Consider the following 22,226-nt stretch of genomic DNA (forward strand, 5'->3'; position numbering starts at 1 on the left):
ACGGGAAGGGTCAGGCGTGGCCGCCGGTCTCCGGGGAGGCGACGCCCAGCTCGGCGAGCAGGCGGGAGCGGAGCGCGGCGAAACCGGCGTCACCGCGCTTGCGTGGGCGCTCCAGCGGCACGCGCGCATCGAAGCGGATGCCGCCGCCGGACAGAACGATCACCCGGTCGGACATGAGGATGGCCTCGTCCACGTCGTGGGTGACGAGGACCACTGCCGGCAGGTGCCGCCGCCAGAGCTGTGCCACGAGATCGTGCATGCGGATGCGGGTCAGCGCATCGAGGGCGGCGAAGGGCTCGTCGAGCAGCAGGAGGTTGGGCTCGCCGGCCAAGGCGCGGGCGAGGGCCACACGCTGCGCCTCGCCGCCGGAGAGGGTCTTGGGCCACACGTCCACATGGCGGCCGAGGCCCACTTCCTCCAGCGCCGCGGCGGCGAGGCGGCGGGTGACGCGGTTCTGCACATGGCCGAGCACCACGTTCTGCCACACGCGCTTGGCCGGAACGAGGCGCGGCTCCTGAAACACCACCGAGCGGGCGGAGGCGACTTCCACGCGCCCGCCATCGGCCCGGTCGAGCCCGGCGAGGATGCGCAGCAGCGTCGTCTTGCCGGTGCCCGAGGGGCCGAGCAGGGAGACGAACTCGCCGCGCCGGACCTCCAGGTCGATACCGTCCAGCACCGCGCGGGAGCCGAACACCCGGCGTACGCCGTCCAGGCGGACGGCCACTGGCTGGACGGGCGCGGGCGGCGCGGCGAGGTCGATGCCTGTGAGCGGCACGGCTTCGGCGACAGGAGAGGAGCTATGCAAGGACAAGGCTGGGCCTCCAGGGCAGGGCGAGGCGTTCCACGACCCGCATCACGAGATCGATGGCGATGCCGAGCAGCGCGTAGACGATGATGCCGGCGATGATGATGTCGGTGCGCTGGTTCTGGTTGGCGTTGATGAGGATGAAGCCGATGCCCGAGCGCGCGTTGATCTGTTCCGCCGCCACCAGCGCCAGCAGTGACACGCCGGCCGCGAAGCGCAGCCCGACCAGGATGGAGGGCAGGGCCGTGGGGATGATGACGCGGGTGGCGATGCGGCCATGGGAGAGACCGAACACCCGCGCCGCCTCGATCAGCTTCTGGTCCACCCCTCGCACGCCGGAATAGGTGTTGAGATAGACCGGAAAGATGGTGGCGCCGAAGATGAGCGCGATCTTCGCCTGCTCGCCGATGCCTAACCAGATGATGAAGAGCGGGATCATGGCGATGAACGGGATGGTCCGCAGCATCTGGAGCGGCGCATCGAACAATTCCTCGCCCACCCGCCACAGGCCGGCGAACAGGCCGAGCACCAGCCCGACGCTGGCGCCGAGCGCGAGGCCGGTCAGCGCGCGGGCGAGGGAGGCGGGAATGGCGGCCTGGAGTTCGCCGGTGCGGATCAGCTCGGCATAGGCCGAGATGATGTCGGCCGGGGAGGGCAGCACCTCCGGCGCGACGAAGCCGAGGTTGGAACTCGCCTGCCAGATGGCGAGCAGCAGCGCCGGCACCAAGGCGCGGGAGGCGAAGCGCGCGGTCTTGCCGAAGCGCGAGCGGGCGGGCGTCGCTGCGCCGCGCGGGCTGAGGTCCACCAGATCGAGCGCGACCACCTGCTGCGGCTGGCCCGGGGCGGTAGCGACAAAGGCGGGTGGCGGTTGCTGGACGGTCATCTCGGCATTCCGGAGCGAATGGGTGGGGGCAGGCGGCGGCTCATTCGGCGGCGGCCAGGGTGTCAGCGCTCGCGAGCGCTCCGGCGTAGAGATCGCGCGGCAAATCGTCGGTGCCCACGGGGGCAAGGAAGCGCGCGAGATGCTTGGCCCGGTCGGCGACGAACAGGTCGCGGCCGATGGCGGCCACCGCACGCGGGACATTGTGGCGCAGGCTCGCAATGTCTCCGACAGGCCGCCCCGTGCTGGTCATGGCCGAGAAGGCGAGGAAGTGGATGTCGGCGAGGAAGGGCGCCGCGCCCTTTTCCGTCTCAACCAGCTCAAACGCCGGGCCGAGGTAGGGGGCGCTGGCGAGCGCGGCATCCTCGGGCTCCACCGCCACCTTGTCCGACCAGCGGGCGATGGCAGGGGCGAAATCGGCGAAGGGCGGGAAAAGCCGCGCATCGGCCTGATAGCCGGTGCCGACCAGGATGAAGTCGGCGTCGAAGGTCGCTCCCGAATTCAGCGTGATGCGCACGCCCTCCGCGTGCGGCTCCACCGCGCGCCGGCCGGCGTCGAGGTGGATGCGGAAGTTGGCATGGGCGACCGCCCGTTTCACCGCCGCTTGGGGCGGGAAGGAAGCGCGGCGGCGGAAGTGGGCCATCGCCGCCCAGCGGTCGGCATCTGGCAGCGCGTGGAAATGCTCCCAGGCGCCGAAGAACCCGAACGGCTTGAGGGCCGAACCGCGCGCGAGGTCGGTACCGCGCGAGAACAGGTCCACCGCCCCCGCGCCGGCCTCCAGCAGCGCACCCGCCGCGTCGAAGGCCGAGGCGGCGGAGCCGAGGATGGCGATGCGCCGGCCGGCGAGGGCCTTGGGATCGAAATCGTGGGTGTGCGCGTAGAGGTGGCCCAGCAGCCCCGCCACCACATCAGGGATCAACGGCCCGCCCGCGCCGGCGATGCCGGTGGCCAATACCAGCTTGCGGGTGGTCTCGGTGAAGGTCTTCCCATCCGCCGTGAGATGGAGCCGCAGGCGCCCCTCGGTTTCCCGCCCCTCCTGCGGCTCCACCCGCGCCAGGGTGACGCCATTGCGCACCTCGACGCCGGACGCCGAGCGGAACCACGCCACATAGTCCGCCCAGATCTCACGCGGCACGGTCGGCAGCGCCGCATAGGCCTCGACCCCGTAGGCCGCCTCGTACCACGCCTGGAACGAGAGGCTGGGCAGGCCCAGCTCCGGGCCGGGCGGCACCTTGGGCGTGCGCAGGATGGTCATGCGCGCGGGGCCCCGCCAGATTCCCTCGCCACCGGCCGGCGCCGCATCGATGACGCTGACCCGGCCGATGCCGGCGCGCCTCAGGCCGAAGGCGGCCGCAAGGCCACTCTGGCCCGCACCCACCACCACCACGTTGTGGTCGATGCCCTCGGCCGGAGGCACCCAATCCGTTCCGGTCTCCCCGATGCGGGCGAGATCGGCCTGTGCCTGGGCGGCAAGGCGGGCGAGGGCAGCGATGTCGGGCGTGGTCATAATCTGGTCCCGTGGATGAGGAGCGGTCAGCCCGCTTTGGCGACGATGCGCGCGCAGTCGGCGTCAGACGGCCAGCTCTGCGGCCGGCTTTCCGGAGGCGAAGCGGCTGGCGGGGCGGGGCAGGCCGAAATGCTCCCGCAGTGTCCGGCCCGCATAATGGGTGCGGAACAGCCCGCGCTGGCGCAGCAGCGGCACCACATGATCCACGAAGACCTCGAGGCCCTCGGGCAGCACGTCCGGCATCAGGTTGAAGCCATCCACGGCGCCGGCGGTGAACCAGGCCTCGATGTCGTCGGCGATGGCCTCCGGCGCGCCGACGATGACGCGGTGGCCTGTCGAGCCGCCGAAGCGCCGGATGAGCTCGCGCACCGTGAGCTTTTCGCGGTCCGCCGCGCCCACCAGCGCATCGAAGAAGGTCTGCATCCCGTCCACCGGGCGGGCCACCTCCGGCAGCGGGCCGTCGAGGTCGAGCGAGGACGGGTCCACCTTGAGGATGCCGGCAACGCGCCGTAGCCCGTAGTCGCCGGGGCTGAGCGCCCACAGTTCCTCCTCGCGGCGGCGGGCTTCCGCCTCGGTGGAACCGATGATGGTCGCGAGGCCGGGCAGGATCACGATGTCGTCGCCGCTGCGGCCGAAGGTGCGGGCCTGCGTGCGCACGGAGCTGGCGAAGGCAAGGGCCTCCTCCAGCGTATGGGCGACGGAGAAGATGGCTTCCGCATGCCGGGCAGCGAGGCGGATGCCGTCCGCCGAACCGCCCGCCTGCACCAGCACCGGCCGGCCCTGCACGGAGCGCGGCACGTTGAGGGGCCCGCGCACCGAGAAGTGGCGGCCACGATGCTCGATGGGGTGGACCTTGGCGGTGTCGATGAATCGGCCGGACGCCTTGTCGCCGACGAAGGCGTCGTCCTCCCAGCTGTCCCACAGGGCCGTCACAACGTCAGCGAATTCGTCGGCGCGCTCGTAGCGGCTGGCGTGCGCCGCCAGCGGGTCGGTGCCGAAATTGGCCGCGGCCGAGGCATCGGCGGTGGTGACGATGTTCCAGCCCACCCGGCCGTTGCTGGCGATGTCCAGGGAGGCAAAGCGGCGGGCGAGATTGTAGGGGTCGTTGAAGCTGGTGGAGGCGGTGCCGATCAGCCCCAGATGCTCGGTGGCGGCGGCCACATGCGCCAGCACGATAGTCGGCTCCAGCGCCTGGAACGGGCGCAGGTCCGGACGATCGGAAAAGGATGGTACGTCGGCCAGGAAGATGGCGTCGAAGGTGCCGCGCTCGGCGATCTCCGCGACCTTCACGTAATGGGCGATGTCCGCATAGGCGCGGGGATCGGACGACGGCGCACGCCAGGCCGAGCTGTAGAAGCCGGCGTTCAGGGTGTTCACGTTCAGATGCAGCTGGCGTGCCGCCATGGCGTCGCTCCCGGAGGACGGAGACCGGCGGGCGATGCGCGTTCGATGCGGGTGCCGACCAATCGATGCCGGCTACTCTACGAACCTGAATTAGTTTGTCTATAAATTTAATTGAATTTATCTCGCGGCCAATTCCGGCGCTGCAGCTGAAGAACCTGCAAAGCCTGCAATGGCGCAGCGTTGCGTGCATCCTGGTCAGGCCGTTAAGCGGTCCTGAACCGGGGCCGCCACCGCGCGCCCGCGCTTTCAGGATGACAAGCGCCGTGATGCCATTAACATCGACGCAACGGATCGGACTCACGGAGCGGACGGTGGTTGGGCGGCAGCAACTGGCGAGGTTGGCGCGCGGCGCGTTTGGCGTCCTGCTGGCCTATGCCTTTTTGCTGCAGGTCATCGTCGGGGGGCTGGCGACGGAGCGCATGACCTTCGCCGCCATGGACGGCGCCGGCCCGAGTCTTTGCGCCTCCATCCAGAACAATTTCCACCCCCAGCCGGGGCATTCTGGCCCGGGGCAGACGGACGCGGATCATTCCACCTGCTGCCCGCTGTGCGCATTCTCCTTGCTGTCGCCCTTGCTGCCCATGTCTGTGGCGGCCGGCCAGCCCGTAGCCGCACCGCTTCCCGCCGCGCGTTCCGGCATGGAGAGCCCGCCCGCACCGGGCCTCCAGCGTTATGAGCCACGCACGTCGCAAGGGCCTCCGCTGAACGCCTGACCGCCGGTTTCACCGTGTTCATCGCGTCTCTGGACCGGCTCCACGCTGGCGGCGACCGCGGTCCATGGTGAATCTCGAGCGCATCGAGGGCCCCGGCGCCATTCGTCGCTGTGGGAGCGCTCGACTGGGCGGCGGAGTGAGCCTCGTGTTCAAGCCGCCCACCGACAAGGCGTCCGCCGCTTTCGTCGTCGCCCCTCTCTTTGAAGGCATGTTCACCACAATCCTGTGGATGCGGCCGCAACCGGCCGCGCGGCCTTCTCCCGTGCGCAGACGCAATAGGGCCCGCGCACGCTCCGCCGAGGCTGCCCCCTGGGGGAGGTCTCAGTTTGAATCGAGCTTTGCTGTTACATCCACGCCTTTCCGGCTCAGCGCGGGAATGGCGCAACACCTGAGGAGTAGGCCATGTCCATCTTCCATCTCACCCGCCGCGCCGTGATCGCGGCAGCAGTCGCGACCGTTGCGCTCGCGGGCGGCGCGGCCATGGCGCACGACTACAAGGCGGGCACGCTGCAGATCGACCATCCCTGGTCGCGGGCCACGCCGGGTGGCGCGAGCGTCGCCGCCGGCTATCTGGTGGTGAAGAACACCGGCACCGCGCCCGACCGCCTGATCTCCGCCAGCGTGCCGTTCGCCGGCCGGGTCGAGATCCACGAGATGGGCATGAAGGACGGCGTGATGATCATGCGTCCGGTTCCGGGCGGTCTCACCATCCCGGCCGGTGGCAGCGTCGAGCTGAAGCCCGGCGGGTACCACATCATGTTCCTGGACCTGAAGAGCCCGCTGAAGGAAGGCACCTCCGTGGACGGCACGCTGACCTTCGAGAAGGCCGGCACCGTGCCCGTGCAATTCCAGGTCGAGGGCCTCGGCGCCTCCGGCAGCGCCCATCCCGGACACTGAGGACGGAATCGCGCTCGCACTACGCGCCGGGCCAAACGGTCCCGGCGCGTCGTGCCTGCGGGATTGCTTGACAGCGCGGAGGTGTTGGGTGCCTGCTGCGCATGCGAACGGTGCTCCGGTTGCCACGGCATCCGGAGTGAAACGGGAATGGGGTAGTGCCTGAACCTGCGGAGCCCATCCGCAAGGTCCGGCCCGAAGCCCCAACCGCCCCCGCGACTGTGAGCGGCGAGCGATCTTCCAGCATGCCACTGGCCACAGCCCTTTGGGCCGGCCGGGAAGGCGGGGGTGAGCGTAGACCCGCAAGTCAGGAGACCGGCCGGTCGCATGATGACACCCCTCGGGCCGTCGGGTGAGACGGCAACGGAGACCTGCATGCATATCGAACCCGGACTCGTCGACGGGGCCAAGATCGGCCTCAGCTATGTCACGGCGGCCGCCGCTGGCGGCTATGCCCTGAAGCTTGCCTATGAGGCGGCGCGCGAGCGCGGCGTCCTCTCGCTGGCGGGCCGTACCCTCGCCACCACCGCTTTGGTGTTCAGCTTCTTCGAGGTGCTGCCGCACTATCCTGTGGGCGTCTCGGAAGTCCACCTCATCCTCGGCTCGACCCTGTTCCTGATTTTTGGCGCGGCCCCGGCCGCCCTCGGGCTCGCCTTCGGCCTGCTTATCCAGGGCCTGTTCTTCGCGCCGTTCGACCTGCCCCAGTACGGGATGAACGTGACCACCCTGCTGGTGCCGCTGTTCGGCGTCGCCGCCGTCGCGCGCCGCATCGTGGCGCCCGGCACGCCCTACGTGGAGCTGAAGTACGGTCAGGCGTTGGCCCTCTCCACCGCCTATCAGGCCGGCATCGTCGGCTGGGTGGCGTTCTGGGCGGTTTACGGCCAGGGCTTCGCGGCGGAGAACCTCACTTCGGTGGCGAGCTTCGGCGGCGCCTACATGCTCGTCATCATCGTCGAGCCGCTGGTGGACCTTGCGGTTCTCGCCGCCGCGAAGGCGCTGCATGGTGCAGTCAAGGGCGGCAGCCCGCTGTTGGAGCGCCGCCTCTACGACGCGGCCTGATCGCACGCCCAACTCTCGGACAAGCGAACGCCGGCGGTGCTCCCGCCGGCGTTCTGCGTTTCAGGGGGCCTCGACGGGCGGAGGCAGGGCGGGAGAGGGCAGGGCGGCCGGGGCTTCCGGGTCCGGTACCAGATGGCGGAGCGGGTCGAAGCCGCCCACATGGTTGGCCCAGGCAAGACCGACGGCGAGGCCCTTGGCGCGGGGCAGCACGTGGAAGGCGGCTGCCACGGCGACGAGTTCGCTCGCCGCCAGCTCGACCGCCAGCGGCAGGTCGCTGAGCAGTTCCAGGATGCCGCCCACCAGCGATCCGGCCAGCAGAGCGAGGGGGATTGCGAACACCGGCACGGCATTGGTGACGCGGGCATGGCCCAGCGCCTCGTTGCAATGGGAGCACGTCTGGGAGACCTGCATCCAGCGGGCGAACAGGGCACCCTCGCCGCAGGCCGGGCACCGGCCCGACCAGCCGCGCCGCGCCGCCGCCTCGATGGGGCGGGGCGGGTTGAAGCCGTTGGTGTGATAGAGCCGCCGCGGCGCGCGACGGGCCGGATCGAACGCGGTGCGGGTGGCGGCGCCGAATTCGGTGGACATGGTGGCGCGGGCGCGCGCAAGCGCCTCCGATGGCGCGTGAGATTGCGTGTCTGACATGGACGAAAACCCGAAAGGCCGCGTCTGCGGCAGGGACCGGAGGCGCCGGGATGGCTCCCGCGCCGGTTCAGCTCTGGGTCACGTCCCTGGGGGCCCGCGGGCCTGCGCGCCACGGGCCTCCTCGCCCGTCCGGCGATCGCTGCGCAGGGAGAGATGGGCAATAAGCCGCGCATCGGGCGCCGCCAGCGCGGGTTGCGGCTGGGCGGCAAGGCCGGACGCCGATGTGAGCACGCAGGCGTCGCAGGGATGCGCCTTGAGAACCGTTCCCGCGTCTCCACCATTGAGACAGAGGTCCGGCAGCGTCCCGTCCGGCAGCGCATAGGCCGCAAGATCGACCGGCGCTTCGGAGGAGTGCAGGGCGACCGGCTGATGGGCAAACCCGAGCGTCAGCTGCGCCAGCACGAACAGTGCGGCAGCGGCCACCCGCAAGCCTTTGAATCCCAACCCGATGCCCATGTTCCGCTTGTGTGCAACGCGGCAGAAGGGGTCAAGCGCGTGAATCTACGCAGCGTCTCCCTGCCGCAGGCCGGCTCTGGACCTCCCCGAAGCAGGCGTTATGGTCGCCCGCAACCCGCCAGCGGAAAGCAGCCCCGAGGAACCGCCATGACCAAGACCGTGACCCTTCCCAATGGCGAGACGGTGCCCGCCCTCGGCCAGGGCACCTGGTACATGGGTGAGCGCTCGACGGCGCGTGCAACGGAGGCGAAGGCCCTGAGGCGGGGCATCGACCTCGGCCTGACCCTGATCGACACGGCGGAAATGTATGCCGATGGCGGCGCCGAGGAGGTGGTGGGGGAGGCGATCGCCGGGCGCCGGGACGAGGTGTTCCTCGTCAGCAAGGTCTATCCGCACAATGCCAGCCGGGCGGGCGTCACCGCCGCCTGTGAGCGCAGCCTGAAGCGGATGAAGACCGATGTGATCGACCTCTATCTGCTCCACTGGCGCGGCAACCATCCCCTGTCCGAGACCGTCGCCGGATTCGAGGCGCTGCAGAAGGCGGGCAAGATTCGCCTCTGGGGCGTGAGCAACCTCGACACGGACGACATGGAGGAACTGCTCGCGATCAGGGGCGGGACCGCCTGCGCGGCCAACCAGGTGCTCTACAACCCGAGCCGCCGCGGGCCGGAATTCGACCTGTTCCCGGAGCTTCGCGCCGCGCACATTCCGGTCATGGCCTACAGCCCCATCGAGCAGGCCCGCCTGCCCCGTGGTGGAGCGCTGGGCAGCGTGGCCAAGAAGCACGGGGTGGACCCCTTCCAGGTGGCGCTGGCTTGGGTGATGCGCAGCGGCGACGTGATCGCCATCCCGAAGGCGAGCCACATCGAGCATGTGGAGATGAACGCCGCCGCGCGCGATCTGGTGCTGGACGCCGAAGACCTCGCCGCCATCGACAAGGCCTTTCCCCCGCCGCGCCGGAAGATCGGGCTGGAGATGCTCTAGGTCGCCTCTGCCGCGGGATCATAGGGCGTGGCGATCACCACCACGTCGGCGTCGGGAATGGCGGCGGTCAGCGTCTGTCGCAGAGCTTCCGTCACCGAGCTGACATCGGCGATGGTGCGCCCCGGCGCGAAGCCCACCGTGATCTCCACATGGGCCACATTGCCGGACTTGCGCGTCCGCACGCTGATGAGCTGCTCGTAGCGATCGAAATAGGCGGCGAGTGCGGAATTCACCTTCATCTGCAACGGCTCGGCCAGCGCCCGGTCGAGCAGGTCGGGCAGGGCTTCCGAGATCATGCCGCCGCCGATCACCACCATGAAGGCCGCGCCGATGAGCCCGCCGATATCGTCAGCCGCCAGCCCCAGCTCGGAGTGCGGAAACAGGACGTCGAGGGCGACACACACCACCACGGTCACCGAGGCGACGGCCTTGGCGATGCGGGCGCGGAACTGGCTGAGGACGATGATGGACGTGCCCGCGCGCGTTGCCCGCCACAGCGGAACCAGCGGCGCCAGATTGGTGAACAGGTTGTAGATGACGAGGCCAAGGGCGGCCGCCACCCAGAAGGGCGGCAGGGGCTCGGATTCGGTCGAATCCATCACCTTGATGAGGATGAACACGGCCGCCAGCAACAGCAGCACGCCAATGGCGGCCGAAAACATGCGCTCCAGCTTGCCGATGCCGAAATCGTAGAAATACAGGCGGCCGCGATGGGCGGCGCGCAGCGTCACCAGCGCGAGGCCTTCCACCAGCAGCAGTAGGCCGCCGCGCATCAACTCCGCCAGCATGGCCACCGAGCCGATGCGCCAGACCGTGACGAGGTAAGGCACGAAAACGCTGAAATCGAGAAGGATCGCGAACAGGATCGCGCGTTCCTTCTGGAGATCGGTCGCTGTGGGCACGCGCATGGGGCTTCGCAGATCAGACCGGGGGGCGCCCGAAAACCTAACCGAGGCCGGCAGCCAGCGGAAACACAATCATTTTCCGCCGCGCATGACCAATTTGTCGCCGCGGAACTCGAAGCCTTCGAGCCGCGACAGGAAGCTCATGCCGAGGAGGCTGGTGCGCAGCGCGCCAGCCGGCGACACCAGAGCCGGCACGTGGCGCTCGACAATGCTGCCGATGGTTATGGTGTCGAGCACCACGGCGGCGGCGCGTGTCCGTCCGGCGGCGGTATCCACGGGCACGTCATACTTCAGGAAGTCCACCGGCAGCCCCACCGCCTGCGCCGCCTCGTGGGTCAGCACGACGGACGAGGCGCCGGTGTCGACCAGCATGCTCACCCCGGAGCCGTTGATGCCCGCGCGCACGGCGAAGTCGCCGCCGGAGCCGCGCGTCACCTCGACACTGCTGGTGCCCGTCTGCGCTAGGTTCACCGCATAGCCAGGCGCGACCTCCGCCAGCACCTTGCGGCCAACCTGCGCGAGGGGATCGCGATAGGTGTAGCCCAGCGCCAGCAGGGCCGCGAGCACCAGCCAGAAGGCGGCGGCCATGAGCGATTCGGCGATCCGCCCGCGGAAGATGGACCATGCGGCCGCACCGACGAAGACGGCGATGGACAGTTGCCCCACCAGCGCGCCGAACTTGTTGATGTCGATGCCGGCCACCTCGCCCTGCTCATGGTTGACGGCGAGGATGACGCCGCCGGCGAACAGGCCGATCAGGAGAAGCCAGAGGAGGCGGTCGCTGCGCATGGCGGCCTAATCCATGAAGGCGTCCGGCGCCGTCTCCTTCAGACGTGCCAGCCGCTCGGGAAGGACGGCCATGATCCGGTCGCGCGCCTCCGCAGAGAAGGAGGCCCAGCCGCCGATCTCGCGCAGCGTTCGTCCGCAGCCGATGCACAGCCCGCTCAAGGGCTCCACCACGCAGAGCTTGATGCAGGGCGTGACGATGGCGTTCGCCGCTGGAAGGGTCCGGGGTGCTGAGGGTTCGATCATGGCTGCGCGGTTGTGCGCTCGGCTCCTTCGGGCTGGCGGGGCGGGAATCGCCGCTCGCTTACCGTCCGCCGAAGATAAGCACGCCGAGGAGGAACACAATCACCGCCACCTGCTGGGTGGCGCCGGCGACATCGCCAGTCTGCCCGCCGATGAGCCGGCTGGAGAGGCGCATCATCACGAGCAGGGCGAGGATTGGCCCGATCAGGCCGGCAAAGGCTGCACCGGTGCCGAAGGCCGGCACCATCACCACCGAGACGATCAGGGCGGCGACCAGCCCGCAGGACAGTGCCGCCGCTTCCGAGGGGCGGCCGACGGACGCGCCGGCGCCGTCGGTACGGGCAGGGGGGAGCGCGGCGATGAGCAGCACCCCGGCGGCGCGGGAGGCAGCCTCGCCGGCAATCAGGGCGAGCCCGGCGCGGAGCGGGCCGACCGAGACGGCGAGCGCCTCCAGCGCACCGATCCGCAGCAGCAGCCCCAGCAGCAGCGCCGTCGCTCCATAGGTGCCGATGCGGCTGTCGCGCATGATGGCGAGCTTGTGCGCACGGTCGCGGCCGCCGCCCAGCCCGTCCGCGGTGTCGGCGAGCCCGTCCTCATGGAAGCATCCGGTGGCCAGCGCCAGCACCGCCACCGCCAGCACGGCGGCAAGAAACGCCGGAAGCTTCAACGCCATGGCGAGGATGAGCACCAGCGCCCCGATCAGGCCGAGCACCGCACCGGCGATAGGCACCGCGTAGGCGATGCGGTCGATGTCGGGGGGGGCGAAGGCGCTGTCATCCCGGGCCGGCAGGGGCAGGCGGGAATAGAAGCGCAGCGCGGCGGCGAGGTCCTGTCCGAGTGTTCTGGCCATCGGTTGGGGCTCGTCGCTCCGGACGTTGCGGAAGGGGCGGCCGGTCTCCCGTGCCGCGCGGGTCCTTGGGAGCGCCATTTGCGGCGAAGGTCAAGGCCCGGCGCGGTGCCGCGCCAGGCCATCTCGCGATCCAGCCCCCGGATCAGAAGGTGATGAGGCCGATCATCTGGCGGATGAGGCTCAGTTCCTCGCCGCTGGTGGGCGTGGTCTGCGACACGAAGTCGAACACCTTGCCGTCCTTGAGCCCGTACTGGGCGATGCGCGTCACCCGCTTGTTCTTGTCGAAATAGACCGCCAGAACCTTCTGCTCGGTGATTTCCGGCTTGAGGAAGGCGACGCGCTGCTGGGTCTGGGAGATGTAGAAGAAGGCATCGCCGTTCAGGGTCGCAACGGTAGAGGGCGTGCCAAGCACGAGCAGCACCTGCTCCTGGCTCGACCCGACCGGAACCTGATCGAGCGCGCCCTCGGCCAGCACATAGCCGCGCTGGTAGGTGCGAACGACGCCGGTGAGCTGGCCGCCCGTGCCGTTCACCACCACTTGGTCGCAGCCGGCGAGCGCCATACCGGCGAGCAGGAGCGTGGCGGTCGCCGCAAGCCCGAGCCTCCGGCGTGAGGTGGTCCGCTCGGTCTTCGTGTGCCAGTGCCTCGTGTCAAGTGACGCCACACGCATCCCCATCTTTGTCCTTGTGAACGGCGCCCCGGCGCGCCGCCTCGGCTACCGCCCCTTGCCATGCGGGCGAGGGCGCGTTACGCCGCTTGCCCGTTCAACTGCCGCCGGACCTGGGCCCGGGATCCGAAATGCTCAACCTGTTCCGCTCGTCAAAGCGTGCCAAGTCCCGCGAGACCATCGAGCGCCTGTATGGCGCGATCGTGGCACAGTCGCGGCGGGCGGAGTTCTACACTGACTTCGGCGTTCCCGATACGCTTGAGGGACGCTTTGAAATGGTGGTGCTCCACACCGTTCTCGTTTGCCACCGCCTGAAGGGCGGCGACGACATCGCGCGCGCCATGTCGCAGGAGATTTTCGACGCCTTCGCTGCCGACATGGACGCCACCATGCGCGAACTGGGCGTGGGCGACCTCACCGTTCCGAAGAAGATGAAGAAGGTCGGCGAGGCCTTCTACGGCCGTGCTGCGGCATATGATACCGCGCTGGCCGCCTCCGGCAACGACCTGCTCGCCCTGGCGCTCGCCCGCAACATTCTCGGCACCGACGACGCGGCGCCGGCGGCCAAGCCGTTCGCGGCCTACGTTCGCAGCGCAGCCGAGCGCCTTGCCGATACGCCGTTTGAAACTTTCGCCCGGGGCGTGCTGGCGCTGCCGAATCCTGAATACGGGGCTGCGCCGGAGGCCGGACAATGAGCGACCTTCCTTATTCCCACATGATCTCTGTCGCGGACCTCCCGCCGCTTGGCCTCCACCTGAAGCTCGAGCCGGACGCTGAGACCACGGCGGCGCTTGCCCGTCACGTCGGCGTGCTGCACGCCGAAGGGATCGTGGCGGCGCTTCACCTCGTGCCCGAAGGCAAGGAAGGCGTGCGCGTCTCCGGCCGACTCACGGCCACGGTCCGCCAGACCTGCGGGGTCACGCTCGAGCCGTTCGACGCGCCCATCGACGAGGAGATCGACGTCCATTTCGCCCCCGCCGGCAGCTATGTGCGCTCGGAAGAGGACGAGGAAAACGGGATCGATCCGCCCGACGAGATCGTGGACGGGCGGATCGATGTGGGCGCGCTGCTGTGCGAGTTCCTCGCCCTCGGCGTCGATCCCTACCCGCGCAAGCCCGGCGCGGTGTTCGAGCCACCGGCCGAGGATGCCGCCGCGCTCTCGCCCTTCTCCGCGCTCTCGCGGCTGAAGGACAAGGAGTGAGCACGCCTCGCCGCCGCGGGGCAGTTGCGATGCCGCCGCGACACGCTATTGTCCGCGCGCCGCAACGGCGACGGTAACGACGGGACATGCTTGCCGGGATTCCGGTCCCACACCTTTTCCGCCAGGGCAGAGCCCGCCGCCATTTGATCGAAGCAGGGATTTACGCCTGAGATGACCGTAGCCGTCCGCATCGCCCTCGACGCCATGGGCGGCGACCATGGACCCGAGACGGTCCTTGCCGGAGCGGAAATCTCCCTCGGACGCCATCCGGACACAGCCTTTGTCCTCTATGGCGACGAGGCGCGGATCCGCGAGGTTCTGAAAAGCCATCCCAAGCTCGCGGCGGCCTCCCGCATCGTCCACACCGAGGTGGTGGTGGGCATGGACGACAAGCCGAGCCAGGCGCTGCGCCGCGGCCGCTACAAATCGTCCATGTGGAAGGCCATCGACGCGGTGAAGGTCCACGAGGCCGACGTCGCCGTCTCCGCCGGCAACACCGGCGCGCTGATGGCCATGGCCAACTTCAACCTGCGCACCATGCCCGGCATCAGCCGCCCCGCCATTGCCGCCATCTGGCCGACGCTGCGCGGCGAGACCGTGGTGCTGGACGTGGGTGCCTCCATCGGTGCCACGGCCAAGAGCCTCGTCGAGATGGCGATCATGGGCTCGGCCATGGCGCGCGTGCTGTTCGACATCGAGGAGCCGACCGTGGGCCTCCTCAACGTCGGTGTCGAGGAGATCAAGGGCGTCGAGGAAGTGAAGGAAGCCGCGCGCATCCTCCGGGAGGAGGGGGTGGCGGTGAACTACCACGGCTTCGTCGAGGGCAACGACATCGGCGCCGGTACGGTGGACGTGGTCGTTACCGAAGGCTTCTCCGGCAACATCGCGCTCAAGACCGCCGAGGGCACGGCCAAGCAGCTCGCGTCCTATCTGCGTTCGGCCATGAGCCGGACGCTGCGGGCGAGGATCGGCTATCTTTTCGCGCGCGACGCGTTCCGCGTGCTGAAGGAGAAGATGGACCCGCGTCGGGCCAACGGCGGGGTGTTCCTCGGCCTCAACGGCATCGTCATCAAGAGCCACGGGGGCACCGACGCGGAGGGCTTCGCCGCCGCCGTCGACCTCGCCTATGACATGGTGCGCCACGAACTGCTGGCGCGCATCGAACAGAGCCTCACCAGCCGCAGGCCTCCGGAGATTTCCGAGCGCCGGCCGGAGGCCGCAGGGGCGGAAGGACAATCGTGAGCGGTATCAGGTCCGTCGCCCGGGGCACCGGGTCGTATCTCCCCGAGCGGGTGCTCAGCAACGCCGACCTCGCGGCGCGCATGGACACGTCCGACGAGTGGATCGTCCAGCGCACCGGCATCCGCCAGCGGCACATCGCTGCGGAGGGCGAGTACACCTCCCACCTTGCCACCAAGGCGGCCCAGCGCGCGCTTGATGCGTCCGGCTTCACCGCCGCCGACATCGACCTGATCGTCCTCGGCACGGCGACCCCGGACCAGACGTTTCCGGCCACTTCCGTGACGGTGCAGGCCGAACTGGGCATCACCCGCGGTGCGGCCTTCGACATCCAGGCGGTGTGCTCGGGCTTCGTCTTCGCCCTCGCTACGGCGGATGCCTATCTGAAGACCGGCGCATTCAAGCGGGCGCTGGTGATCGGAGCCGAAACCTTCTCGCGCATCCTCGACTGGGAGGACCGCGGCACCTGCGTGCTGTTCGGCGACGGCGCCGGTGCGCTGGTGCTGGAAGGCGTGGATGCGGCGTCGGCCGGCAATTCCGGTCTCCTCACCTCCCACCTGCGTTCGGACGGACGGCATCGCGCGAAGCTCTATGTGGACGGCGGCCCGTCCACCACGGGCACCGCCGGCCATCTGCGCATGGAAGGCAAGGAAGTGTTCAAGCACGCGGTGGGGATGATCACCGACGTGATCGAGGATGCCTTCGCCGCCACCGGCGAGAGTGCCGCGAGCATCGACTGGTTCGTGCCCCACCAGGCCAACCGCCGCATCATCGACGCCAGCGCCCAGAAGCTGGGGATCGCGCCGGAGAAGGTGGTGACCACGGTGGACCTCCACGGCAACACCTCCGCCGCCTCCATCCCCCTGGCGCTTGATGTCGCAGTGCGGGATGGCCGGATTACGCAGGGTGATCTGGTCCTGCTTGAGGCGATGGGCGGTGGATTCACCTGGGGGGCGGCGCTGATCCGCTGGTAAGCCACATAAAGCGTTGACCTTGTTCGGCCCGCGCGGCTAGTTTGCCGGACGCCGTTGCCCACAGGCGCTGGGGCTCGTTGAGGTGCGGCGTCGTATCCGTCACATTCGTGCAGCCTCAACTGTTAAGAATTGCTGCGTTTGCAAGGCTGGGCGGTCGCAGGGCGTTGGCGGCCGGTCCGAGCGCGCTTTCAGGGGTCGGGGAGACATATGGCTGGTCGGACCGTAACGCGGGCGGATCTGTGTGAAGCCGTCTATCAGCAGGTAGGACTGTCTCGTACCGAGTCTGCCCAACTCGTCGAGATGGTGCTCAAGGAGATTGCGGACTGCCTCGCCCGTGGCGAGACGGTCAAGCTGTCTTCGTTCGGCTCCTTCGTCGTGCGCGACAAGGGCGAGCGCATCGGGCGCAATCCCAAGACCGGCCAGGAAGTGCCCATCGAGCCCCGCCGGGTCATGGTCTTCAAGCCCTCCAGCATCCTGAAGCACCGCATCAACGGCACCGAGCCGGACGGGACGGACGAGGACTGATCCTCGTCGCCCGCCCAGCGGACAGGATTTCGTAACCGATCGCGCGAACACCCGGGGACAAGCCCTTGCTGTGGCTTGCCCGCCTTTCCGCATGCGCCAATCGCACCTATGATTCCTCGACGGGCTCTGGGCGATTCGGTCGAACGAGGCGGGAGACAAGGTGGGCGACGCGCGCGAGACGGAGAAAGCTCCGGACGCCTTCCGGACCATCAGCGAGGTGGCGGACGAGCTTGAGCTGCCGCAGCACGTCCTGCGTTTCTGGGAAAGCCGATTCACCCAGATCAAGCCGGTGAAGCGCGCCGGCGGCCGGCGATTCTATCGGCCGGAGGACGTGGACCTCCTACGCGGCATCCGGCACCTGCTCTATACCGACGGCTTCACCATCAAGGGCGCCCAGAGGGTGCTGAAGGATCAGGGCGTGCGTTACGTCCAGGATCTCGGCATCGAGCGCGAGGTGGCGTCCATGCGGTCTGCCCGCCCGGCCCGTGCGGCAGGCGGGGAGGGTGTCACATTCGGCGGCCTGCTTGGCCTGCTTCCGCGCCGGCGTGGCAAGGGGCGGGGAGGGGAGGAGGATATCCTTCCCGAACTGCCCGAAAGCGCCGAGCTGCCGCTGCCCTTCCCCGATCCCGAAGCGGATCGTGACCTCGCTTCCGAGCCGGCGAAGCCGCCCATGCCCCTGCGTGAAAGCCGCGCCCGCGCGGGTCAGGCGGAGCGGCGCGATCCGGCCTTCGATCGGCCCGCGCGCGAACTGCCCCTCCACCACAAGCCGGGCCGGGATGAGCCCGGCTTCGAGCCGCCCGTACGCCATCCCGACCGAGGGGAGGCCCAGCCCGAGCGCCGCCGCCACGCCGAGGCCAATCTGCGCGGGGGAAGCGACGGCCGTCGCGAGCCTTCGTTCGGCGGCGTGCACGACGACACGGACGATGCACCGCCGCGGCGTCCCGGCCCACGGCGCGACGCGGATCTGGATCACGACACGGCGCCCCTGCCCCGCGGGGAACCGAAGTGGGAGCCGCAGGTGGACGCGCGCGCCGATCTGCAGTCCCGCCCGGCCCTGGACCTCGACGAGAACCATGGCCACCGTTCCGAGCGGACGTCCGCCCGACGGGCTCCGTCGGACGGCCGCGCCGGCGACCGGATGGAGCCCCAGCTCCGCCCCATGCAGCGCCCGAGCCGGGGGCCTGCGTCGCGACTCGCCATGCAGTCCGACGACCCGGCGCCCCATTCGCCGGAGCTAGACGATCCACTGCTGCCGTTCCTGGATGATTTTTCGCCGGGCCCGCAGGTGTCCGAGCCCATCGAGGACCGCATTCGTCGCCTGAAGGCGCAGGAACGGCGCCCGCCGCGGCCCCATGAGGTGCCCGAGCACGACACGCGAGAGCAGGCGCCCGCGCCCGCCCGTGTCGACCATGCCGCGGCGCGGCCGTACGCGCGTGAAGATGAGCCCGCCCCGCCGGATGATGACACGCCGCGCCGGTCCCGCCGCGCGGTCTCCGAAAGCCGCGACTGGCTCGAAGCCGAGCCGCCCCGGCCGCGTGATCGGGATACACGCGAGGGCCGGCTGCTGCGTGACGGTGAATGGCGGCAGACCGATTGGGTGGAAAGCGCTGCCGAACCCGCTGCCGAGGACGCCTCCTGGGACGGCCCGGACACTCGCCGCGCCGGACATCACGACGCGGGTCGCGATGCCGAGTGGCGAGAGCGCGAATGGCGGGACGAACACCGGTGGGAGGAGGATCGCCACACCGAACCGCCTTACGCCCCCTCTGCGCACCCCAGCGATGACGAATGGCCTTCGGCCGCCCCGCTGCCCGCCGAGGCGCCCGCCCCCTACCGCGAGGCCCTGAGGGGCACCGAGCCGGAGTATTCCATGAACGATCAGGATCGGGGATATGATCGGTCCTTGGAGCGGCCGTTGGAGCGGACTTCCGATCGTCGTCCCGTCGAGCGGCCTGCAGAACGGCCACGCCGGCCGGATATCCGTGCGGGGGACGCGCGGCGCGAGCAGCCGCTGGGTGTCGCCCCGGTGCATCCGCAGCGGGGCGGGGCGGAGCGCGCAGCTCCGCGCGATTCATACCCTTCGGACGCCTACGGCCCCGCCGAGGTGTCGGCCCGCTTGCCCCGGTCGCCCGGAAGCTGGCAGGGCGAGGCCATGCGCCGCGCGATCGATGAGGAATGGGGAGAGGATGCGCCCCAGGCGCTGCCGCGCGCGACGCGCGTCGGCCCGCTGATCGGTCCCATCCGCGAGGAAGGCGAAGATGGCTTCCCGATGCCCGAGGCGGAGCAGCGGCTTCTGGCCGAGCGCATGGCCAGCCGGGGCGGGGCTCCCTCCCCGCAGCCTCACTCCCCGCAGTCCCATTCGGCACCGCCTCCGGCCACCCGCCAGCAGCCCGCGCGCGGCTGGTCTGCCCCCTCAGTGCCCGTAGAGGATGTCGCGGCCGCCGAGCCGCAGGCGGAGGCAGCCCAGCGGTTGCCGCGCGAGCCGCTGCGCCCCGGTCCGCCGGAGCAGTATCTGCCGCCGCATCTGCGGTCCGAGCCGCGGGTGGTGGGCCAGGCGCCCATGGCGGCGCCGGTGCTCTCGCGGGACGACGTGCATCGGATGCAGTCCGCCCTCTATGAACTGGGAGAATGCCGTCGCCTGATGGAAGGCCTGATCGGCCGGCGCGGCGAGGCCAGAACCGGCGACTAAAACCCCGCGCAGCCGAAGGCGGCCGAGGAGGGCCGGGCGGCAAACATTCCGCCGCGCGCCCGGCCTCCGTTTAGCGGTCGATCCGGTCAGTCGACGACGGCGAGGGAAACGCGCGTGACGCCCGAGCCGGTGAAGCCGAGCTCTGATGCCGCGGCCTTGGACACGTCGATCACCCGGCCGCGGACGAATGGTCCCCGATCATTGATGCGGACGACGACGGCTTTTCCGTTACGGAGATTGGTGACACGCACCTTGGTGCCGAAGGGCAGGGAACGATGGGCGGCCGTATAGGCCGACGGGTTGAAACGTTCACCACTCGCGGTGCTGCGGCCTTGCCAATAGTAGGAGGCGATGCCGGTGGAGGTGTCCGCGTTCGCCAGGCTTGGAACGGCCATGGGGGCCGACAGGGACAGGGCGGCGCAGGACAGGACCACGCGAATCTTCATCCGTTCAATCTTCCGTGTAATTGAGGAAGATCGCCGAATGACCGCGCAATCAGGCCACATTGACACCATTCGCCGGCGAAAGAGTGACGATTCGCTCTCCGGCGCCACAATCTTGCCGCGATATTCCATCGAAAAGCGCAGCCTAAGGTCGTATCTTTTTCCCGCCCGAATGATCCTTGGGGAGAGCGGCGCGCGCTTTGCACATTCGGTTCGGGAGGGGCTTGTCGGGGCCCCGGTGATGGTCTAAGCCTCCCCTCCACGTCGGAGCGTAGCGCAGCCCGGTTAGCGCACTAGTCTGGGGGACTAGGGGTCGGAGGTTCAAATCCTCTCGCTCCGACCATTCAAACCCCCGCCATCCGCCGCATCCCACCATCCCAATTCGCTTGCGTGCGAGAGCCGCCTTCTCGCAGCCCTTGGCGCGGCAGCATTCTCCCTTTCGGCATTCCAAAGCGAGCATGCCCATCGACGCCTGAGAAGGGCGGCGTCGCGGCCGCCGTGTGTGCTGGCACGCGCGCACAACAGTCAGGCAGCCAGATTCGCGTGATTGTTTACGCGAATCTCGACCCGTACCCCTTTGTTCTGGAACCTATTTTCCGCCGATCTCACGCGGCAGATGAAGGGCGCGGCTTCGGCGCTCTCGCCCGTTTGCGGCTCCAGAATCCTTTCACCCTTACTGAGCGTGCCGCCGCATCCTGTGCGCTGGTGTGACTCCGGGCGCGAATTGGAGCACCCTGGGGCGGATTCTGTGCCGGGCGATGCCGGCCGCCGGGAGAGATGTGATGCCCCCCTCCAGCGAGACCGCGACGCTGACCTTCACCATCCTTGGCTGCGGCTCTTCCGGGGGCGTTCCGCGGGTGGGGCAGGGGTGGGGCGCCTGCGACCCCGCGAATCCGCGCAATCGCCGTCGTCGCTGCTCCATGCTCGTGGAACGCGTGGGCGCGGGAGGTAAAACGACTGTCCTGGTGGATGCTTCGCCGGATTTGCGGGAGCAATTGCTTGGGGCCGACGTGACCCACCTCGACGCCGTTCTGTTCACGCACGAGCATGCCGATCACACCCACGGCATCGACGATCTGCGGCCCCTTGCCATCCACAATCGCAAACGCGTGGACATTTTTGCGGATGAAGATACCGCCCGCGTGCTGCATCAACGCTTCGGCTACTGCTTCGCGACGCCGCCCGGCAGCGCCTATCCGCCGATCCTGAACGAGCACCGGTATCGGGAAGGCCGAGAGATCGTCGTCGACGGGGCAGGTGGCCCGATCTGCGCCTTGCCATTCCGCCAGCGCCACGGCGACATCGACGCCTTCGGCTTCCGCTTCGGCGACGTGGCCTATTCAAGCGACGTGAACGGGTTCCCCGAGAACAGCCTCGCACATCTGCGCAATCTCGACGTCTGGCTCATCGATGCCCTGCGCGATACCCCGCATCCCTCGCATTTCACGCTTCAGGAGGCCCTAGATCACGTGGCGATGCTCAAGCCCAATCTGGCGATCCTGACCAACCTGCACACCGACCTCGATTATTCGGCGTTGGCGGCGCGCCTGCCGGAGGGGGTCATCCCAGCCTATGACGGCCTGCAGTTCACGTCCGGCATCCGGAGTGGCGTGCCTGTCCCTGAGCGCAGTGATGCAGCCGATTGAAGGTCGCGGAGGGTCAGATGCCTCTTTTCAAGTGCCAGATAAGTGTCTTTGAAATTGAGCATATTTTGTAAATTTTCAACACGGGCGAATGTGCAGCCACGGTCCATCCGCAGCGCTGCACAAGAAGTCGACGGGATCTCAATATTCCATAATATCTCTTCTGCGTTTTTCGTTTTCGGCTCGCCGTCATTGATCCTCAGTCGTGGTGGACCTTGAGGTCCACGAGCGGCGTGCCGTCGAGGCAGTCCAGGCCGCGCACCATCACCTTGAGCCCCTCCACGCGCACGAGCGTGACCACCGAGGATGCGATGGGGTTCGGCCGCACGGGCGAGCGCAGCGCGAAGGTGCCTCGGGTGCCGCCATCGCGCGGGCTTTGGAGCACGAGGTCGCGTCGCGCACGGTCCATCCAATAGAGCACCTGCAGGCGCGGGCAGTCGGCGACGCCCGTCAGCGCATCCGCCCAGCGGGCATCGATCTCCAGGGTGCAGACCGGCCCCTCCTCCGGATCGCCGCGGCGCGGACAGGTCCCGCGCACTGTCCAGGGCGTGCGGATGCGGCCGATGAAATAGAGCCCCGCATCGAACCGCTCCGGCAGCGCGACGCTGGTCTCGCCGGGCCGGATGTCGTCGTCGATAGGTCCGGCGGGTGCGATTTCGATCATGGGCGGGAATCCCTCGGAGCCACGCCAGCATAAGCCTCGCGTCCGCGCGC

The 22,226-nt window shown here is 69.1% G+C and carries 23 protein-coding genes, 1 tRNA gene, 1 pseudogene and 1 riboswitch; of the genes and pseudogenes, 12 read left to right on the plus strand and 13 right to left on the minus strand.

Translation table 11 applies throughout. The annotated features are described in order from the left end of the window. Positions 1-10 precede the first annotated feature (10 nt). From ACT535_RS02195 to ACT535_RS02210, 4 genes are all read right to left on the minus strand, one after another. Positions 11-760 carry an ABC transporter ATP-binding protein gene (locus tag ACT535_RS02195; RefSeq protein WP_476363979.1) on the minus strand — a complete coding sequence of 250 codons (750 nt, stop codon included), beginning with the start codon at positions 758-760 and terminating at the stop codon, positions 11-13. Positions 761-797: 37 nt separating this feature from the next. Continuing rightward, complete coding sequence (locus ACT535_RS02200) at positions 798-1,688, minus strand: ABC transporter permease (protein ID WP_476363198.1); 891 nt, start codon at positions 1,686-1,688, stop codon at positions 798-800. 40 nt (positions 1,689-1,728) lie between these two features. Then, positions 1,729-3,192 carry an FAD-dependent oxidoreductase gene (locus ACT535_RS02205; RefSeq protein WP_476363199.1) on the minus strand — a complete coding sequence of 488 codons (1,464 nt, stop codon included), beginning with the start codon at positions 3,190-3,192 and terminating at the stop codon, positions 1,729-1,731. A 63-nt stretch (positions 3,193-3,255) separates the two neighbouring features. Continuing rightward, complete coding sequence (locus tag ACT535_RS02210; protein ID WP_476363200.1) at positions 3,256-4,596, minus strand: LLM class flavin-dependent oxidoreductase; 1,341 nt, start codon at positions 4,594-4,596, stop codon at positions 3,256-3,258. 251 nt (positions 4,597-4,847) lie between these two features. On the opposite strand from ACT535_RS02210, the gene ACT535_RS02215 reads away from it, so the two are divergent. From ACT535_RS02215 to ACT535_RS02225, 3 genes are all read left to right on the plus strand, one after another. Then, positions 4,848-5,309, plus strand: a complete 462-nt coding sequence (locus tag ACT535_RS02215) for a hypothetical protein (protein ID WP_476363201.1) — start codon at positions 4,848-4,850, stop codon at positions 5,307-5,309. A 402-nt stretch (positions 5,310-5,711) separates the two neighbouring features. Beyond that, positions 5,712-6,206, plus strand: coding sequence for a copper chaperone PCu(A)C (locus ACT535_RS02220; protein WP_168457817.1), 495 nt, complete (start codon positions 5,712-5,714; stop codon positions 6,204-6,206). Positions 6,207-6,297: 91 nt separating this feature from the next. Further along, positions 6,298-6,541: riboswitch (cobalamin riboswitch) on the plus strand. A gap of 37 nt (positions 6,542-6,578) precedes the next feature. Next, on the plus strand, positions 6,579-7,262 hold the full coding sequence (locus tag ACT535_RS02225; RefSeq protein WP_476363202.1) for an energy-coupling factor ABC transporter permease: 684 nt from the start codon (positions 6,579-6,581) through the stop codon (positions 7,260-7,262). A 60-nt stretch (positions 7,263-7,322) separates the two neighbouring features. Here ACT535_RS02225 and ACT535_RS02230 read toward each other — a convergent pair whose 3' ends face one another. Both ACT535_RS02230 and ACT535_RS02235 read right to left on the minus strand, forming a co-directional pair. After that, complete coding sequence (locus ACT535_RS02230) at positions 7,323-7,907, minus strand: DUF983 domain-containing protein (protein ID WP_476363203.1); 585 nt, start codon at positions 7,905-7,907, stop codon at positions 7,323-7,325. Between the two features lie 78 nt (positions 7,908-7,985). Further along, complete coding sequence (locus tag ACT535_RS02235; RefSeq protein ID WP_476363204.1) at positions 7,986-8,363, minus strand: hypothetical protein; 378 nt, start codon at positions 8,361-8,363, stop codon at positions 7,986-7,988. A gap of 147 nt (positions 8,364-8,510) precedes the next feature. Here ACT535_RS02235 and ACT535_RS02240 point away from each other — a divergent pair, with 147 nt between their 5' ends. Next, on the plus strand, positions 8,511-9,347 hold the full coding sequence (locus tag ACT535_RS02240) for an aldo/keto reductase (RefSeq protein WP_476363205.1): 837 nt from the start codon (positions 8,511-8,513) through the stop codon (positions 9,345-9,347). Here the strand turns inward: ACT535_RS02240 and ACT535_RS02245 are convergent. From ACT535_RS02245 to ACT535_RS02265, 5 genes are all read right to left on the minus strand, one after another. Further along, positions 9,344-10,255, minus strand: a complete 912-nt coding sequence (locus ACT535_RS02245; RefSeq protein WP_476363206.1) for a cation diffusion facilitator family transporter — start codon at positions 10,253-10,255, stop codon at positions 9,344-9,346. The two genes, ACT535_RS02240 and ACT535_RS02245, sit on opposite strands and share 4 nt — an antisense overlap. 69 nt (positions 10,256-10,324) lie before the next feature. After that, on the minus strand, positions 10,325-11,041 hold the full coding sequence (locus tag ACT535_RS02250) for a TIGR02281 family clan AA aspartic protease (RefSeq protein ID WP_476363207.1): 717 nt from the start codon (positions 11,039-11,041) through the stop codon (positions 10,325-10,327). Positions 11,042-11,047: 6 nt separating this feature from the next. Continuing rightward, positions 11,048-11,284 (minus strand): DUF1289 domain-containing protein, encoded by a 237-nt coding sequence (locus ACT535_RS02255; RefSeq protein WP_476363208.1) that lies wholly within the window; start codon positions 11,282-11,284, stop codon positions 11,048-11,050. Positions 11,285-11,342: 58 nt separating this feature from the next. Beyond that, complete coding sequence (cobS, locus tag ACT535_RS02260) at positions 11,343-12,131, minus strand: adenosylcobinamide-GDP ribazoletransferase (protein WP_476363209.1); 789 nt, start codon at positions 12,129-12,131, stop codon at positions 11,343-11,345. 142 nt (positions 12,132-12,273) lie between these two features. After that, the gene (locus tag ACT535_RS02265; RefSeq protein WP_476363210.1) at positions 12,274-12,795 is read right to left on the minus strand and encodes an outer membrane protein assembly factor BamE; all 522 of its coding nucleotides are present in this window, start codon (positions 12,793-12,795) and stop codon (positions 12,274-12,276) included. Positions 12,796-12,929: 134 nt separating this feature from the next. Between ACT535_RS02265 and ACT535_RS02270 the strand changes: the two genes are divergently transcribed. The 6 genes and pseudogenes from ACT535_RS02270 to ACT535_RS02295 all read left to right on the plus strand — a co-directional run. Next, entirely contained in the window at positions 12,930-13,493 is a 564-nt protein-coding gene (locus ACT535_RS02270) for a ubiquinol-cytochrome C chaperone family protein (RefSeq protein ID WP_476363211.1), read from the plus strand. Then, the gene (locus tag ACT535_RS02275; protein WP_476363212.1) at positions 13,490-13,999 is read left to right on the plus strand and encodes a YceD family protein; all 510 of its coding nucleotides are present in this window, start codon (positions 13,490-13,492) and stop codon (positions 13,997-13,999) included. Before ACT535_RS02270 ends, ACT535_RS02275 begins: the two co-directional genes overlap by 4 nt. A gap of 171 nt (positions 14,000-14,170) precedes the next feature. Then, positions 14,171-15,241 carry a phosphate acyltransferase PlsX gene (plsX, locus tag ACT535_RS02280; protein ID WP_168457827.1) on the plus strand — a complete coding sequence of 357 codons (1,071 nt, stop codon included), beginning with the start codon at positions 14,171-14,173 and terminating at the stop codon, positions 15,239-15,241. Then, on the plus strand, positions 15,238-16,212 hold the full coding sequence (locus ACT535_RS02285; protein ID WP_476363213.1) for a beta-ketoacyl-ACP synthase III: 975 nt from the start codon (positions 15,238-15,240) through the stop codon (positions 16,210-16,212). The genes plsX and ACT535_RS02285 overlap by 4 nt, the downstream gene beginning before the upstream one ends. Before the next feature lie 207 nt (positions 16,213-16,419). Then, positions 16,420-16,737 (plus strand): integration host factor subunit alpha, encoded by a 318-nt coding sequence (locus tag ACT535_RS02290; protein WP_168457829.1) that lies wholly within the window; start codon positions 16,420-16,422, stop codon positions 16,735-16,737. A 160-nt stretch (positions 16,738-16,897) separates the two neighbouring features. Beyond that, a pseudogene (locus tag ACT535_RS02295) lies at positions 16,898-17,176 on the plus strand (MerR family transcriptional regulator); the annotation flags it as partial. A gap of 2,336 nt (positions 17,177-19,512) precedes the next feature. Here the strand turns inward: ACT535_RS02295 and ACT535_RS02300 are convergent. Then, complete coding sequence (locus ACT535_RS02300) at positions 19,513-19,872, minus strand: septal ring lytic transglycosylase RlpA family protein (protein ID WP_476330307.1); 360 nt, start codon at positions 19,870-19,872, stop codon at positions 19,513-19,515. 262 nt (positions 19,873-20,134) lie between these two features. On the opposite strand from ACT535_RS02300, the gene ACT535_RS02305 reads away from it, so the two are divergent. Both ACT535_RS02305 and ACT535_RS02310 read left to right on the plus strand, forming a co-directional pair. Then, positions 20,135-20,212, plus strand: a tRNA-Pro gene (locus ACT535_RS02305). Positions 20,213-20,651: 439 nt separating this feature from the next. Beyond that, a complete protein-coding gene (locus ACT535_RS02310; protein ID WP_476363214.1) occupies positions 20,652-21,515 on the plus strand; it encodes an MBL fold metallo-hydrolase in 864 nt (287 codons plus the stop codon). A 196-nt stretch (positions 21,516-21,711) separates the two neighbouring features. Here the strand turns inward: ACT535_RS02310 and ACT535_RS02315 are convergent, their stop codons facing one another. Then, positions 21,712-22,176 (minus strand): SAM-dependent methyltransferase, encoded by a 465-nt coding sequence (locus tag ACT535_RS02315; protein ID WP_476363215.1) that lies wholly within the window; start codon positions 22,174-22,176, stop codon positions 21,712-21,714. Positions 22,177-22,226 lie beyond the last annotated feature (50 nt).

The organism is Xanthobacter sp. DMC12 (genome assembly GCF_056314105.1).